This is a genomic window from Paraburkholderia sp. BL6665CI2N2, from assembly GCF_004366535.1.
Taxonomy (GTDB): domain Bacteria; phylum Pseudomonadota; class Gammaproteobacteria; order Burkholderiales; family Burkholderiaceae; genus Paraburkholderia.
Map to the genome: position 1 here is coordinate 145,796 of NZ_SORC01000002.1, position 16,773 is coordinate 162,568.

11 protein-coding genes and 1 pseudogene are annotated in these 16,773 nt (G+C 61.1%); 2 read left to right on the forward strand and 10 right to left on the reverse strand.

The annotated features are described in order from the left end of the window. Window positions 1–196 precede the first annotated feature (196 nt). The gene (locus B0G81_RS38310; protein WP_134143402.1) at window positions 197–1,210 is read left to right on the forward strand and encodes a UPF0149 family protein; all 1,014 of its coding nucleotides are present in this window, start codon (window positions 197–199) and stop codon (window positions 1,208–1,210) included. Window positions 1,211–1,801: 591 nt separating this feature from the next. Here B0G81_RS38310 and B0G81_RS38315 read toward each other — a convergent pair. Both B0G81_RS38315 and B0G81_RS38330 read right to left on the reverse strand, forming a co-directional pair. After that, window positions 1,802–2,932, reverse strand: a complete 1,131-nt coding sequence (locus B0G81_RS38315) for an IS110 family transposase (RefSeq protein WP_134143859.1) — start codon at window positions 2,930–2,932, stop codon at window positions 1,802–1,804. A gap of 1,353 nt (window positions 2,933–4,285) precedes the next feature. Continuing rightward, window positions 4,286–4,918 (reverse strand): NAD(P)H-binding protein, encoded by a 633-nt coding sequence (locus tag B0G81_RS38330; protein ID WP_134143403.1) that lies wholly within the window; start codon window positions 4,916–4,918, stop codon window positions 4,286–4,288. 525 nt (window positions 4,919–5,443) lie between these two features. On the opposite strand from B0G81_RS38330, the gene B0G81_RS45030 reads away from it, so the two are divergent. Continuing rightward, window positions 5,444–5,653, forward strand: a complete 210-nt coding sequence (locus B0G81_RS45030; protein WP_243856830.1) for a tyrosine-type recombinase/integrase — start codon at window positions 5,444–5,446, stop codon at window positions 5,651–5,653. An 842-nt stretch (window positions 5,654–6,495) separates the two neighbouring features. Here B0G81_RS45030 and B0G81_RS38345 read toward each other — a convergent pair. The 8 genes and pseudogenes from B0G81_RS38345 to B0G81_RS38380 all read right to left on the reverse strand — a co-directional run. Continuing rightward, a pseudogene (locus tag B0G81_RS38345) lies at window positions 6,496–7,350 on the reverse strand (ISNCY family transposase); the annotation flags it as partial. A 218-nt stretch (window positions 7,351–7,568) separates the two neighbouring features. After that, window positions 7,569–8,264 carry an HAD-IA family hydrolase gene (locus B0G81_RS38350; RefSeq protein WP_134143404.1) on the reverse strand — a complete coding sequence of 232 codons (696 nt, stop codon included), beginning with the start codon at window positions 8,262–8,264 and terminating at the stop codon, window positions 7,569–7,571. Continuing rightward, entirely contained in the window at window positions 8,254–10,680 is a 2,427-nt protein-coding gene (locus B0G81_RS38355) for an aldehyde dehydrogenase family protein (RefSeq protein ID WP_208328625.1), read from the reverse strand. Before B0G81_RS38355 ends, B0G81_RS38350 begins: the two co-directional genes overlap by 11 nt. A 29-nt stretch (window positions 10,681–10,709) precedes the next feature. Next, complete coding sequence (gene deoC, locus B0G81_RS38360; protein ID WP_134143861.1) at window positions 10,710–11,669, reverse strand: deoxyribose-phosphate aldolase; 960 nt, start codon at window positions 11,667–11,669, stop codon at window positions 10,710–10,712. 80 nt (window positions 11,670–11,749) lie between these two features. Next, the gene (locus B0G81_RS38365; protein WP_134143405.1) at window positions 11,750–12,781 is read right to left on the reverse strand and encodes an ABC transporter permease; all 1,032 of its coding nucleotides are present in this window, start codon (window positions 12,779–12,781) and stop codon (window positions 11,750–11,752) included. Window positions 12,782–12,783: 2 nt separating this feature from the next. Then, complete coding sequence (locus B0G81_RS38370; RefSeq protein WP_134143406.1) at window positions 12,784–14,271, reverse strand: sugar ABC transporter ATP-binding protein; 1,488 nt, start codon at window positions 14,269–14,271, stop codon at window positions 12,784–12,786. Continuing rightward, the gene (locus B0G81_RS38375; RefSeq protein ID WP_134143407.1) at window positions 14,264–15,256 is read right to left on the reverse strand and encodes a sugar-binding transcriptional regulator; all 993 of its coding nucleotides are present in this window, start codon (window positions 15,254–15,256) and stop codon (window positions 14,264–14,266) included. The genes B0G81_RS38370 and B0G81_RS38375 overlap by 8 nt, the downstream gene beginning before the upstream one ends. After that, complete coding sequence (locus B0G81_RS38380; RefSeq protein ID WP_134143408.1) at window positions 15,253–16,773, reverse strand: FGGY-family carbohydrate kinase; 1,521 nt, start codon at window positions 16,771–16,773, stop codon at window positions 15,253–15,255. The genes B0G81_RS38375 and B0G81_RS38380 overlap by 4 nt, the downstream gene beginning before the upstream one ends.

Sequence of the window (16,773 nt, forward strand, 5' to 3'; positions counted from 1 at the left end):
GATGCATTGAAAATCCATCCTTGCACTGGCTCAGCGCCCCAATCTGCCCGGTGCCCCATCGGGGTAAAATACGGACATCCGCGTATGTTCACCGGTGTGCCTGCGTACAGGCGCTGCACAAGGTTTCGCGTCAACGACAATGATGGCTTCACAGGCCGTCGGCATCGACTCTACCGTGTACCACTGTGGGAAGTTCATGAATCCCGATCCCCAATTCGACGAAGCACTGACTGACGAAGAGCTTGATTTCCTCGAGCGCTTTCTTTCGAGCAATGCCGTTTGCGACGACGCGATGGATGTCGTCATGCTGCACGGTTTTCTGACTGCGATTATTTCTGGTCCGAACATGATCATGCCGGGCGCGATCCTTCCGTGGATTTGGGATGCCAGGCAGGCAACCCGTCAGCCCAGATTCCTGTCTCCAGGACGGGCGCGCAAGGTCACCGGATTGATCGTCCAGTACTGGAATGACATCAACAACACACTGAACGAGTGTCCCGATCTGTTTGAGCCTCCGCTGTACACAACCGAGTGGAAAGGTGAGGAGATCTTCATTTTCGACGAATGGTGCGAGGGCTATTGCAAAGGCATCGACATTGACCGGAAGGCTTGGGAACCATTGATCGAGCTACACCCCAGCTGGTTCAACGTCATTCTGTTGTACGGGACAGCCTCCGGGTACGAGGATCTGGTGCAGCGAGATTACACGGTAGAGCAACGCCGATCGTTTACAAATTTGCTCAAGGCCTCAGCACTCAATATCCATCGATACTGGTGCGAGGAACGCCGGAAATCGATGGAGCGGGACGAACGCCCGCATATGATCTCAGTGGTTTCAAGGCCGAAAGCGGCGGCAAACCGCCAGGCTGGACGTAGCGATCTGGATGAGCAAGACAAGGACGAAGACCTGTTCCTCGTCGGTTCGCTAGGTCCTTCAACAGAAGACGCGTTCAATCCCCTTGAATTATCCCCGCTCTCCACGCGTGTCACGCGCGGCGACACCTCTGTCGACGTGCACATCTACCAGTCCGAAAACGGAAGCTGCAAAGGCTGGATACTGGAAATCATCGATTCGTTCGGGACGTCCACGGTATGGGAAGAATTGTTCCCAACCGATAGCGCTGCGCTTGCCGAAGCAGTCAACGAAATTGACGAGCATGGCATTGGCTCGGTAATGGGAGACGTACCAGCGCACGTGACGAAGCACTGAGCTCACGGGAAGACCCTTGATTCTCTTTTTTATCAGTAAGTTAGGGCGGGATGTGGCGGATTTTTCGCGAATCCCGGCCGACCCTCAATATCCTTCGCGGTCTTTGTATTTGTCCTGCGCCGCGCAACGATAAATCTACCAGAAGTTGAAAAGAGCGCGATCGTCAATGCCGCAACGGTTCAGCCGTACAGGAATCCGTTGTCAACATTGGCCAAGCGATACGGTGCTCGTTAACTTCGCGCGGCCTATGTTTTGTAGACGGGTTTAAGTTTTGTGGTGTGGTTTGCCGCGACAGACGGTTGATATGACTCCGCTTGTCAAGAGGGGATCGGTTTTGGGTTTTGATCTGCCATCTGAATTTCCTGAGGGCGACGTAGCAGTAAATCTCGACGGTGGATCATGCTGATATCCGCGGGTTGGTTACCGCATTACAGAAGTCCGCCCAGCGAGCCTGCCGCTATCTAGTGCCGCAAGTCGAATCAAATCCGTTGCCTAACCGTCTCGCGGGTTGCTCGGGTGCCGGGCTACGCCGCCTTCAGGAAACTCCTGCTCGGGTGGTGAGGTTGATTTACGTGTTGCTTAAGGGTTAGGTCACGCCATGTGCACCTCAGGCCGTTCGGAGAGCGACATGGCGAGCTGGCTGATGTCCCAGATGAAACCGGCGAGTTCGCGGGCGACCGCGACCACCGCAATATTCTTCTGCTTGCCGCGCGCGACGAGCTTCCGGTAGCGCCGGCACAGGCGCATCTGCGCGTCCCAGGCGCGGTCAACGATGGGCTTGGGGATGCCTTCGTGGCGGCGCTGGATTTCGGGACTCACGCGGGCCGGGTGCTGGTAGCTCCAGGCCGCTTCCACCAGCAGCTTTCTTGCATAGCTGTTGCCGTTCTTGGTGATGCTGCCCTGACGGCGCTTGTCGCCCGACGAGTGTTCGGACGGCGTCACCCCCAGCCAGGCCATCAGCTGCCGCGGGTGGGCGAAGCGTGACAGATCCCCGAGCTCGGCGAGCATGCCCACTGCCGTGGTGAACTGCACGCCGCGCATCGTCTGCAGGCCCAGCACGGCAGGATAGAATCGCCAGTTGACGACGGCCTCGCGCAACGCGGCCTCCAGTCGGTCGCATTGCGCCAGGCGATCCTCGATCGTGCGCCGATACTCCTCGAACGCCAGTTGCTGCCAGACGCTGTCGAAAGCATAGGCGCTCAGCCAGCGCCGATGCGCAGCTCCCCAGTTGGCGCTGCCGGCATAGCGCACGCCATGCAATAGCAGAAAGGCCTTCAGCCGTTGCCGGGCACGCTTCAGATCGTCCTTGGCGCTGACCCACGCACGAGCCAGATCGCGGAATGCTTCGTCTTCCACGCTTGGCACGTACACCGCTGACAGGTCGCCAGCGCGCAGCGACCGCACCAGCTTGATCGCATCACGCCGGTCAGTCTTGATCCGATCGCCCGGCTTCTTCGGAATCAGCGACGGCGCGCACACCATGCAGTCGATTCCCTTCGCCAGGAGCTGACGGTAAAGTCCATAGCCGCACGGGCCCGCCTCGTAGACGATACGGATGTACCGCGCCTTCGATTGCAGGCGCTTACAGAGGCGATCAATATCCGTCTTCGTCGTGCCAATCTTGCCGAGCAGTTCGACCTCGCCTGTGCCCAGCGCATAGGCAACCGTGATCGAATCCTTGTGAACGTCGAGCCCTACGTACAGTGTGCTATCGTTTTCCACGCTTTGCGACACGTGTCGCCGTCTGCCGGACGTAAACCGGTTGAGGTATTGGATGGCAAAGCTCCTCCCTGTCTTGTCGCACTCCGCCGCCATTGCTATTTGCGGCAGAGCTGTGACCTGCTGTACGACCAGCAGTTGCCTACCAGGACATGCGCGATGGGTAACTGTCGGGTGTGAAGCTCTTGGGACAATGTACTTTTCGAATGACGGCTCATCTCGGTGACGAGGGGGCCGACACTGCAAGCAGCAACGCGGTGTGAAGGCTAGGCAAGTTCCGAACGCACAACGTAAGTGAATTGCCGCTCGAATCCTCGAAAAAACGGACAAGCCAAAGCTGCTGATAGGCTTGAACCAAAAGGTGAATGGCCGGTTACTTCCTTAGCGTGTGGAAGTACGTCGTCGAAGCGCCATCGGGGAACAGGCAGGTGCTAACCGGATAGGCCCACCGACGTGGGTCGGCAAGGATGGGAACGTGGTAAACCCGATTTCTCGCCTTCATTCCAGTGAACCGGTATGAAGGCAGGCAATCCGCAAGGAAAGCTGTTGGGGGAGCGGGCATGGGATTGCGGAAAAAGCGAACGGCGGCCTGTAATGGGCCGCATAAGGGTTCAAGATTTGCCCTGACCTGAAAGGGTGCCCACTTCCGCATGGTGCAGCTGTCGTATGCCATCGTCTGAGATTCGACGAGAGGAAGCCTGGAAGAGACCGGTATCACTGCGGTTCGGCGCCTCTCGCCTTGCAATACGGTGAATCAACGATGAGACGTATGCGAAGTCCATGTGTAGTCAACATGGTCGGTGTCTGGACGACACTTAACGCTGTGCTTGAGCGCAGTGCGGTGAAAGTCGCACGCTGCGTTCTTAGGGGGCGGCGACGCAGCAATGCGTTGCTGCTACCCGCCGGCCTCCGTGATGGATATCGCCGGGTGTGGCCCTGCCCACACCGTGCGGCTCTGGCAGAAATACTAACCCGCGTTTGAGTCCTCCCGGCGGGCCAGCCTCTACCTCGCGGAGTCATACTGACTAGTTGCGTATTTGAAATCAACAGTCCTCGTTATGGTGAGCTTTTCCGGGAACAAGCATATGCCGCGATCTGACGCGTGCTAAGGCACGACAGTGTGAAACACCGATGAGGATGATTTACCAGCGAGAACGCAATAGTCGTTTCTGAAGAAGCGCTTGTAGATCACGGCGCGTATCGGTGACGACGTGAATGTAGATCAACGCCTTGGAGTTCTTCGTCCTTGAATGACGTCGTTTTGTGGACGACGAGGCGTCGCGGCAGCCGTCCGCCATTACGCCCCAGGTTGAGGCTCAGGCTATCAGATCACAAACGCCGGGCGCGGCAACGCTTTCAGTTCATTTCTTCGGCATAAATCCAACGACACCCCGGTTTTGCAATGAGGACGGAATCGATCAGCGAAGCAGCAATGACATCTGCTGGATTGATATGAAACCTCTTCGGAAGAATCGGAGCCAGGAGCCGAAGCAACGTCAGAGCTGCTCGCTCTGCACGCCTTGCTTCATTTCGCTCTCCGCCAATGAGGCTGGGTTTGCAGATCGTGAGAGATCGAAACCCGATTTCCTGGATGTCCCTCTCAACCTCTCCTTTGGTCCTGTAGTACAAGCTCATGGAACTTGCAGATGCACCCATAGCAGTCACAATCGCAAACGTCTCTACGCCGGCAGCGTGCGCGGCTTTGCCGATCGCAATAGGAAGTTCGTAGTCGACATGACGGAACGCTTCCTTCGAGCCTGCTTTTGCCTGGGTCGTTCCCAACGCGCATATGACCGCGTTGGGCTGGTACGACATCAGATTCGGAACAAGCTCCTCCAGGTTTGACCCGACCAGGTTCACCAGTCTTTCACTCGGTGCCAGCGGCTTCCGTGTTGGCGCAATCACCTCGGAAAAGGCGTCGTTCGCGAGCGCGAGCTTCAATGTTCTGCTTCCCACCAATCCTGTAGCACCCAGCAGTAGCAATTTCATCTTCAGACTCCCCCATCCAGATTTTCGAACCAACGGAACCGGTAAAAAGCCGATTTGCGTATGCAAAACAGAAGGCTTACTGCCTGATTCCCTCGAAATTGATCGTCGCGTGGACATCGTCGCCAACATAGGGAATATAAGCTTTCATGCCGAAATCGGAACGCTCGATCGTCGTTGTCGCAGTAAGGCCGGCCTGATAAACGTTGTACCAGTCGTATCCTGCCCCCTTCGATTGAAGGTTGTCTTGAGACCAGCGGCTTGGCGATACCAAGCAAAGTGAAGTCGCATCTCACGCTACACGCACCCCGTTGCCATCTCCAACCAGCGCCTCCTCGACTTCGATGAGGGCCGCGCCGACGACACGCCGCTTCTCATCCCGTTCAGGGGAAAGCGCCGCTGCATGTCGCGCTCAGCCGTGCACGACGCGATCAGAAGCGTATTCAGCAACGCCGCCGCGTGGCTGCGCGTCCGCGGACCTGAGTTCACGGATCGCGCCGATGAACTGGACCGTACCTCGGGCACTGGTTGCGACATACATCGGGCTCGCACCAGGCTGACAGCGGTGTCGACCTGCGCACGGCGCGCGACAATCTCGGTCACGTGTCGCTGAACACCACGAGCCTTTACCTGCATGAGGAACAGGACAAACACCATCGCGAAACGGTGAAGCGCCACCGGATGAGCTGGGAAACGCCGCCTGCTGCGGAGCCCGGTTCCACGAAGAACGACTCATGAACCCAGCCCCGCACGGCCGGCCCCTTACGATCGCGTTGACCCGCCGGCCGACTACCGCCTGACGCCCGGATGAGCGCGACCTATCCAGGCGGGAATCAGCCATCCGCGGGAATGGGAGAACGGGACGCTCCGGCCAGGAATGCCCCGAGCTTCTGCTCCGCCGCGAGTACTTCGTGCAGCGGCGCACAGGCGAGCTGCCGGTCATAGAGAGCAAGAAGCACCTCGAAGGCGGCGATCGCCTCTTCCGGAAGCCGCCACTCGCCACACTCGTGAGCATGGGCCAGCGTCGCCTCGACTGCGTATTCGGCGATCCTGAATTACGCGGCCGGACAGTTGCCGTATCCGGCTCGCTGCAGAAACCAGCCCAGATACACCACTCGCATGAGTTCATTGACGTGGTGTCCGTTCCGTGACCACTCCGGCATGCGACCAGCGCCAGATGACTGGCGAGAGACTGTGCGTTTGCCGACGCGCGATCCATCGGCAACAGAAGCGCCCTGATCAGCGGTTTATGGCCACGGGTACTGCGGGATTTGATTCGCCTGGTCGACACAGATTCGAGGTTGCAGGGAGCGGGTGTCTGGTTGATGAGCCCCAGCTGCTTCCTGGTAGACCAAGGGTTGGAGTGTCGGGGTGGTAGAAAGCGCGAGACGGTTGGTTGCATTCGCCTGTTGTGGTCAGGATGCCAAAGGTGAGCCGTTTCAGGAGACCTAAAAGGATATCTCGGTCTGAAGCATCATCGTTTCAATCAACCTGGTCGCGACAGGCGATCAGTCGAGGCACTCACTTAACCGTCGAGTATCAAGGCAGGCCTCACGCGCCAGCGTTCGTCCGGGGCAACCCGCATAAGCGTTGGCCGCCTCCTTCGTGCTGATGCCACGTAGCCGCAACTCCTTCACGAGTCGGTCCTGCAACGTCAGATTGGCGCGCTCGACGCGTCCCTTGGCCTGACTGCTGTCCGCACAGAACGTATCCACATTGAGCTCGTACAGCGCGCGGCCAAACTGCGTCACGCCCTTGCCAGGCGTCACAGAATGGCTGTTGCAGTGAAACACGCTGGCCTTGTCGCTGTACAGCGCGACCGGCTTGCCACGCTGCTCCATGTAGCGGCGCATCGCCTCAAAGTAACAGAAGGTCGACTCAGTCGCCGTGAAGTGCAGCGCCATCAGCCGGCTGGTCGCATCGTCGATGAACACAAGCAGCGTGCAGGCCGGCGCGCGTTCCTCAAACCACCGGTGACCACTGCCATCGATATGGATCAGTTCACCCAGGCATGCGCGGCGGTTTCTCGGCTGGTGCAACTTCGGCGGCCGCAGTTTGCGTGGAATCCATAGCCCGGCTTCCCGCATCCAGCGCCGCACGGTTTCCTTCGCCAGCACCACGCCATGACATTCAGCCAGCTTCTCGCACGCCAGCGTCGGCCCGAAATCGGCGTAGCGCTCACGCACCAGCGCCATGGCCCGTGCACGCAGATCAACCGGCAGTTCGCGGTTGCTCGGTTGGCCACGCCGCGCCGAAATGAGTCCGGCCGGTCCTGCAGCCTCGTAGCGTCGCACCAGCCGGCTGACCTGACGCTCGCACAACTGCAGCCGCTCGGCCGCCAGCATGACCGTCAGCCGCCGCTGCACGACTGCTTCGATGATCTTCACACGCTCGACTTCGTGCATGCTGATCGTGATCAATCCACGTCCGTTCATGTCCGGCTCCCAGGCTGTGCTCATGCCGCAGCATGCGCCACAGCAGCCAGCCCGAAGCCGGGAACCGGACATTTCTAAGGAGCCAGAACCGGACATTACTAAAAAGCCCTGACATCCCATGCTGCGCGACGGCACGTTAGGTCAACCGAAATCCGCCCATGATGCTTGACAAAAACCTAGGGTGCCCCAAATCATGCGCTTCAATGGGTTGCCTTACCTTAACTTTCCCTCGTAGCGCCCCAAAATCCCCAATGGGCCGGATCAAATTGATTCAGCGAATCCAACACTGAATGCGCGTGCATGAAACGTTCCCGACTCATCGCAGGGTCCGGAACGGCAATCACCTGCATACCCGCCGCGCTCGCAGCAGCGACGCCGAACGGCGAGTCTTCAAATACCAGCACCTCATGCGGCGCAACCCCGAGACGCCGCGCTGCGACCAGAAAAATATCCGGCGCCGGCTTCGCAGCCCGCACCTCCCGATCGTCCGCCGTCACCACGACATTGAACAGATTGAACCAGTCCCGATGCCGGGCAGTTTTGATCTCAACATACGCGCTCGACGAACTGGTGCCGACTGCAATCGGCACGCCGCGCGCCGCAAGCTGCCGCACGAGCGCAGCAGCTCCCGGCTTGGCCGGCGCATCCGCAAAACCCGCCCGCAATAGCGGCTCGCGTTCCACGAGGAAGTCATCCGCACTCATCGGCAGCGCAAGCGCACCCACCACATACTCAGCCAGCTCGCGCGCGCCGCGACCAATCGTGTTTTGCTTGACCTCCCAGTCGAACGTCTTGCCAAAGCGGCTCGCAATCTGCTGCGTGACCGCCGTGTAGATGCCTTCGGTATCGAGCAGCAGCCCATCCATGTCGAAAATCACGGCCCGCGTGGAACCGACTCTCAGTTCATTCGCCATACGGCACCCAGATGTTCTTGACCTGGAGCGCATGACGCGCAAACTCGCCGGTCGCGAGATGGCCGCCGTCTTCCGCGAGCAGGGCGAGCTCGGGGGACCAGACCGGTTTGAGGTTGCCCGCTGACTCTGCTTCAACACTGGCCCGACCGGCTGCGTCGCCGGAGTACCAGAACGCGTCGACGTCGTTGTGGGCGGCGAGCGCCTGCACCAGTTCGCCACGCGGGCCGCTCAGCAGATTGACTACCCCGTCTGGCACGTCGCTCGTATCGAGTAGTTGATAGAACTCGGTCGCAACCAACGGATGCGTCTGCGAGACCACCGCGACGACGCGATTGCCTAGCGCCATGGCCGGAGCAATCAACGACACAAGGCCAATGAGCGGCGCATCCTCCGGACAGGCGACACCGAGCACGCCCCACGGCTCGTTCATGGCGAGCGTGACATGGTGAGTCAAGGTCGAATGCACACGGCCGTCATACTTGTCAGCCAGCGCGGCATAGCGAAACAGCCGGCTAATGCCGAGTTCCACCTCACGTGCCGCTTCGAACTCCGAAGCGCCGGTGCATTCGCGCAACAACGCCGCGAACCCGGGCTTGCGCGCCGAGAGGTTCTCCGCGAGGTAGTAGATCACCTGGGCACGCGCATGACCCGACAACCCCGACCAGCCGCTCGCCTTACGCGCGGCCTCGACGGCATTGCGCACATCCTTGCGATTGCCAAGCGGCGCAAGACCGAGCGGCGCACCGTTCGCGCCGAAGACCCGGTAGCTGTAGCCGGAGTCGGGCCGGGTTTGCTTGCCGCCTATATAAAGCTTCGCCGTTCGATCGACGTTCCCGCAGTGATCGGACAAGTCCTGCAACGGAACCGGCGTGTGCACGACGGGAACATTCGTCGCTTGCGCCCTGTTAGCGCTCCCGGATGTGGCCTCCCCTCGTTCACTACGCGGCATCAGATACTCGAGCATGCCTTCGCGACCGCCTTCACGTCCATAACCGCTTTCACGGTAACCACCAAAGCCTGCTGCGGCGTCGAACTGATTTGCGCTGTTCACCCACACGACACCCGCCTTGACGGCGGCCGCGACTTCGAGCGTACGGTTCAGATTCTCCGACCACACCGAGGCGGCGAGACCGTAGCGGGTATCGTTAGCGAGTGCAATCGCTTCGTCAGGCGTACGAAACGTGCTCGATGTCACAACCGGCCCGAAGACTTCTTCGCGCACCAGTACGGACGTGGTTTCCACATCGGTCACGAGCGTCGGAGGATAAAAGAAGCCCTTAACGCGTACCGCCATTGGCGGCTGGAAGCAGGTCGCGCCTTCCGCGACGCCACGCTGAACCAGCGCAGTAATGCGCTCAAGCTGGATGCGATCGACGACAGCGCCAATGTCAGTGGACTTGTCGAGCGGGTCGCCCACCCGCAGTGTACTCATGCGCGCGCGCAACTTCGCATGGAAGAGTTCGGCCACTCCTTCCTGCACGAGAATGCGCGAACCGGCGCAGCAGACCTGCCCCTGATTGAACCAGATCGAATCGACCACGCCTTCGACCGCCGCATCGAGGTCGGCATCTTCGAACACGATGAATGGAGATTTACCGCCGAGTTCGAGCGAGAGTTTTTTGCCAGTTCCAGCCGTAGCCCGACGAATCGCGCGGCCCACTTCGGTCGAACCGGTGAACGCGACCTTGTCGACATCCAGATGCTCGACAATCAGCGCGCCCGTCGCACCATCTCCGGTAACGACGTTGACGACGCCTGCCGGCAGGCCCACCTGCTGGCAAATCTCGGCGAATGCCAAGGCGGTGAGGGGCGTGAACTCCGCGGGCTTCAGCACGACCGTGTTGCCGGCGGCGAGCGCAGGTGCAATCTTCCACGCAAGCATCAGCAACGGGAAGTTCCATGGAATGATCTGGCCGCAAACTCCAACGGCTCCGTGATTCGGAAATTCGTCGCCGATGAGTTCGGCCCAGCCGGCATGGTGATAGAAATGACGCGCGACAAGCGGGACGTCGATATCGCGCGACTCACGAATCGGTTTGCCGTTATCAAGGCTTTCGAGCACTGCGAGAAAACGCGCATGCTTCTGAACGTGTCGGGCAATCGCATACAGCAGGCGGGCCCGCTCGTGCCCCGGAGTCGTCGACCAGCTGCGAAAGGCGCGGCGAGCGGCCTCGACCGCGGCGTTGACATCGGCCGCGCCGCCCTGCGCAACCTGCGCGAGCAGAGACTCGTCAGCCGGATTCACCACGTCGAAATGTGCGCCATCCGCCGGTGCGACAAAAGCGCCATCGATGAAGTGATCGAAGCGCCGCCCGCGCTCGTCGAGCCAGTTCATCGCGACTTCGGTGCTTTCCGGGGCGGGGCCATATTCCATGGTATCGAGAATGTCTTTGATACGTGCTTGTGAGGTTTTCATGCGTGTGTCCCGTAAGTCAGCGTGTGGCGTCACGCCATGCCGTGCCGGTGAAGAGCGGAATATTGACCCGTGACGAAGTGCTCGATCTGCCGCTCGATATCGCCGAGCAACGAGCTCGCCCCGATGCGGAACAGGTTGGGTTCGAGCCAGTCGCGCCCGAGCTCTTCTTTCATCAGAATCAGCCAGTTCACCGCGTCTTTGGCTGTGCGCAGTCCGCCGGCAGGTTTGAAGCCGACCTTGAAGCCGGTCAGCGCTTCATAGTCGCGAATGGCGCGGCACATCACGAGACTCACTGGTAGCGTTGCGTTGACGTCCTCCTTGCCGGTCGAGGTCTTGATGAAATCCGCGCCTGCCATCATCGAGACGACGCTCGCCCGATAGACGTTGCGCAGCGTCTTCAGATCACCCGTTGCCAGAATTGCTTTCAAATGTGCCTCACCGCAGGCCTCACGCATCTGCCGGACTTCGTCGTAAAGGGCATTCCAGTTCTGCAGTAACACATACTCGCGCGTAATCACGATGTCGATCTCGCGCGCGCCCTCAGCCACCGCGTAGCGGATTTCCTCAAGCCTCTGCTTGAGTGGCGTCAGGCCGGCTGGAAAGCCTGTCGCCACCGACGCGACCGTAATGCCCGAGCCCTCGAGCGCGGCAACCGCTGCTCCGACCATCGTCGGATAGACGCAAACGGCACCAGTCATCGGCGGGTGTTCTTCAAGGCCAAGCGCGCTGACGAGGTCGTCGCGTAGCGGCCGGCGTGCCTTGGCGCACAGCCGCTTGACGCGTCCCGGCGTGTCGTCGCCCGCCAGCGTCGTCAGATCGATACACGAGATCGCCTTTACGTGCCAGGCCGCCTGATAAGCCTTCTTCACAGAGCGGCGTGCCTTCAGCGAGTCGCTGCGGCGTGCCGCGGCGGGCGCGTTGACCTGGGGACCAAGTACGGCGTCAAGGGCGAGCGCCACCCCTGTATTGCGTGGTAAGTGTTCGGACATGTCGTTGGGAAGCGAAGATTGAGCGGGAAGATCGGACGGCAACGCCGGCTGCCGCCGTCTGGAGATGCGTGCACGGGCCGTCATGTGCGCCCCGCGTAGTGGTCGATCAAGCGGTTCAGCAAAATAGCCAGCACAATGATCACTCCGGTTATCGTCATTTGGTAGAACGAACCAAGTCCCACAAGGTTGAAAATATTGCGCAGGACCTGCAACAACATCACGGCGAAGGTGGTGCCGAGCATGCCGCCGCGCCCGCCAAAGAGACTCGTCCCGCCAAGCACGACGGCCGCGATGGCGTCGAGTTCGAGGCCTTGAGCAGAAGTCGGCTGGCCGATATGCAGACGCGAGGTCAGCAGCACGCCACCAAGCGCCGCGAGCAGGCCGGAGATCGCGAAGACAGCGATCGACACTGCACGTACTGGCACACCTGACAAGCGCGCCGCCTCGATATTGCCGCCGGTGGCCAGCACATACTCGCCGAATACCGTATAGCGCAGCACGAGTCCAGCGATGATGGCGATCACGAGAAAAATGATGCCCATCACCGGAAACAGCAGATCCGATCCCGGCACAATCGGGACCATCGCGGAACCGATGCTGCTGAAGCCGCCCGGCAGCCCGCCGATCGGCGAACCGTCGGAAAGCAGAAACGTCGCACCGCGAAACGAGACGAGTCCAGCCAGCGTAATGATGAAGCTGGGCACCTTGCCGTAGACCGAAATTGCACCCATGGCTGCGCCGGCGACCAGACCAGCGCCGAGTGCAAGTGGCGCCGCAAGCCAGCCGGACATGCCTCCCTGCAGCAACAACGCAACGACGATTCCTGCGAACGCCGATAGGCTGCCAACCGACAGGTCGATGTTGGCGGTCAGGATCACGAACGTCATACCGATCGCCACGATGCCCACGACCGCAGCCTGCTGGAACAGGTTCGCGATATTGCCGAAGGTCAGAAAGTCGCTCGACAGTGAGGTTGCGACCGCTACCGCGAGCAGGAAGATCAAAATGAAGTTGTAACGCATCGCCCACTCGACGAGCGGGCTGTTGATCAAGCGGCGCTTTTTGCCGCTGTCGCCGCCTTGTCTGATCAGCTCTTTCGATGTTGTATCCATAGTCAAGCCCTTCGTCCAATGATGGTCGCCTGTTGAATGTCGAGACTCGGCGTCACCGCCGGATCGAAACAGACAACGTTCTTGCCTTCGTGAATGACCCAGATGCGGTTGCAGTTCGCGTATAACTCTTCGAGTTCGCTACTTGCTACCAGCACCGCCGCCCCCTCTTCGGCGAGGCCGCGCGCGAGCCGGTAGAGATCGGCCTTGGCGCCGATATCGAGGCCACGGCTCGGCTCGTCGAGCAGCAACAGCCTTGCTCCGTCGATCACCCATTTGGCGAGTACGATCTTTTGCTGGTTACCGCCCGACAATTGCCGCACCGGCTGGGTCAGCGAGCCGAATTTCGTCTGCAACTGTTTGAGAACCGGGTGTGTCAGCGTCTTCATGCGGCGATGCGACAGCCACCGGTGACGCCGGATGTGCGCAAGCGTGGCGTTGCGGTAGATCGGCGCATCGAGCACGAGACCTTCGGTCTTGCGGTTTTCCGGGACCAGGCCAATGCCGCGGCGGATCGCGTCCATCGCATGTTTTGGACGGTACGGCTCGCCGAACAATTCGATCTCGCCGGTCGACGGCTGCACGCCGAACAAGGCCTTGAGCAGCGTGGTTCGGCCCGCGCCGTTCAGGCCGGCTAACCCAACCACCTCGCCCTGACGCACCTCCAGATCGCGGATCTCGAGTCCCGCTGGACCGTCCAGCCGTTCGACGCGCAGCGCAAGTGTGTCGCGTGGCGGCGCATGCTCGCCGCGCTCGAGCAGTTCGTGACTCTCGCCGACCACGGCCGAGACGAGCGTGCGCTCATCGACTGCCGCCACATCGAAAGTCTCGACGGTTTGGCCCGCACGCAGCACTGTGACGCGATCACCGATCTCGCGAATTTCGTTGAGCCGATGGCTCACGTAAAGGACGGAAACGCCAGCGGCCGAAATCTCGCGGATCACCTGGAAGACCTTCTCCAGTTCGGTTTCGTTTAACGCAGCGGAAGGCTCGTCCATCACAACGAGCTTGGCCGCGCCCGTCAAGGCGCGCGCGATCGCGGCGAGTTGCTGGTTGGCGATCGACAGCGTCTCCACACGCGCGGTCAGTGCAAAAGTCGCGCCGATGCGCTCGAGGGCCGCCGCGGCGAGCGCGCGACGCCGGGCACGCGAGATGATGCCGAAGCGGCGAGGCGTATGACCCAGCAGAAGGTTCTCTTCAACCGTCATCTGCGGGATCAGATCCAGTTCCTGATAGATCATCGCGATGCCGGCCCCGCTCGCATCCTGCGGCGTGCGCAGATCGACCGGCTTGCCGTCGATCTGCATGGTGCCGGTGTCCGGTCGATGCGCGCCCGCGACGATTTTCAGCAACGTGCTTTTTCCCGCACCGTTTGCACCGAGCAGGCAGTGCACTTCGCCGGGGCGCACCTGCAGAGAGGCATCGACGAGCGCAACGACATTCGGTGGAAAGCGCTTCGAAACATGACTGACATCCAGCACGTAATCATTCATCGCCATGCTCCAGCAGGAAGCGCGCCGTCGCCTCGTCGGTGGCGAGGACATTGATATAGCGTGCCCGCAGGCAAGCACGCGCCACCCGATGCTTGCTCTCACCCACACAGACGCCAATCGAAAACGCCTTGTCGCGCAAGCGCTCGGGCCTAAGGCCAATGGTCCGGCTATCGAGTTCGGGAGCGACGATCTCACCGCTCTCGTCGACGAAGCGGCCCAGAATGTCGCCGACGGCGCCACGCTTTTCGAGGTCGCGCATGATCGCCGCGTCCACGTAACCGGACTCGACGAGCACCGAGCGCTCCGACAGTTCGCCCATGCTGAAGCAGGCAACCGGCGCCTCATCCGCGATACGCAGGACGTCAGCCACGATATGGTCCTGCTCGAGCGCTTCACGCGTGCGCTCGCTGCCCAGCATTGCGGGAACCGGCAGCAGCGTCGCGTGGCCGTTGCCCGCATGCGCGAAGCGCTCGGCAACGTTATTGGTCTGCTCGGCGACGTTGCGGATATTGATCGCGCCGTTCAACAGCACCACATGTACGCCGTCGTTCCAGCGCGGCGGCAACCATTGCGCCATCTTGATCATGGTACGGCCCCATGACACGCCCACCAGTTGCGGAGGCGGCTGCAGCCCTGCGAGATAGCGTCCGGCGGCCTGCGTCACGACATTCAGTTCGACATCCTCGTCGCCGCTGGACGCGAGCACGATGGCTTCGCGCAGTCCAAAGCGGCGTTGCATTTCGGCTTCGAGATGCGGCAGGCGCGGCGAACGAGGAATAATCTCGATGCGCACGATGCCGACCTCGCGTGCTTCGCGCAGCAGCCGCGCGACCTGCCAGCGCGTGAGCCCGGTTTCCTTGGCGATATCGCCCTGGGTCCGCTCGAGGTCGTAATAGAGCTTGGCGACCTGCGCCATCAGTTGTTCGCGCTGCGGATCGGAATTCAGCCGGCTCGGCAGCGAGTCATTGGTGGAAGCGCTTGTCATGCTGCGGACCTCATGGCAGTGGCCGCTGCAATCGGCGGCCTGGAGACGATAGGACCCACCGTGTCGGTCGCCTCCCGATAGCGCTCGAGCAGAATCTGATATTGCTCGTGCGCCTGCGGGTCGGGGTCGATGCGCTCACCGCGTGTCGCGAAGCTCGCAACCGCTTCACGCAACTGCGCGCACTCGCCGACCCCGCACGCCGCCGCAGCCGCTGCGCCGATCAGGGTCAGGTTATCGTGAGCGACGACCTCGAACGGAACACCCGTTGCATCGATGGTTGCGCGCAACCATAGCGGGTTCTTCTGAAAACCTCCAGCCGCTATCACGCGCCGGACCTCGATCCCCGCTGCCCGCAAGGTATGAAACACATTGGCGGAACCCAGCGCAATCGCCTCGACCGATGCGCGATAAACGTCCTTGCGCTGATGGTTAAGCGAAAGCCCGAGAATGGCGCCGCGCAACTCCGACGAACGATAAGGCGTGCGGTTGCCCATCCAGTAGTCGAGCACCAGCAAACCTGTCTCGCCGGGCGCAAGGCGCGCGGCTTCGGCGATCAGCGCCTGGTGGCCGGCATCGTCGAGACCGAACATTTCATGCGCGAGCCAATGCAGGATCGAGCCGGCCGAGACCTGTCCGCCTTCGATCAGCCACGGCCCGTCGATCAACGCGTTCGGGTATGGGCCCCACATGCCGGGCACGTCGACCCATTCCTCGATATGCATCAACTGAACAATCGACGTGCCGCCGATAAACAGCAGATCGCCGGGGCCAGTCGCTCCTGCGCTCAACATGGCCATATGCGCGTCGATGCCGCCCTGAGCCACAACCGGTCGGCCGGCTATGCCCAGATGTTGCGCCGCTTCGGCCTTGAGCGGCCCGATGCGGCCACCTACCCGGATTACCTCGGGCGGAAGCTTGTCTGCAAGATCCGGCACGCCGAGCCGTTCATAGAGATCGAGCGGAAAGCGTTGCTCCCGGGAGTCGTAGTTCCACTTGCAGGTCGCGTTCAACTGCGACGCGACCCAGCGGCCAGTGAGCCAGTAGTTCACGAGGTCTACCGCTTCGCAGATCCGGGCCGCCTCGCGATAAACCTCAGGTTCGTTGCGAGCAAGCCAGATCGCCTTCGTCACAAGCCATTCGACCGCGTCGCCACCGGTGCTCATCATCGGATGCCGGACCGCGCGCGTGTCATTGGCTTCACGGCCGGCGCGGCAATCCATCCACAACAAGGCGGGCCGCAACGGCGTGCCGTCCTCCCGGGCCGCGACCACCGTCGACGACGTCGTGGCCACGCAGACCCCGGCGATGCGCGGATGACCTGTGCTTGCCATCAGCTCGCGGCAGGCTTCACCGAGCGCCTTCCACCATGTAAGCGGGGTCTGCTCGGCCCAGCCAAGTTGCGGGTAGACCGTCGGATAACGCGCCTCCGCGACGCGCATCAGTTTGTGCGTCGCGGCGTCGTACAGTCCGGCGCGAACACTGCCTGTGCCGAAGTCCAGCCCTAAAAGCAGGGACAT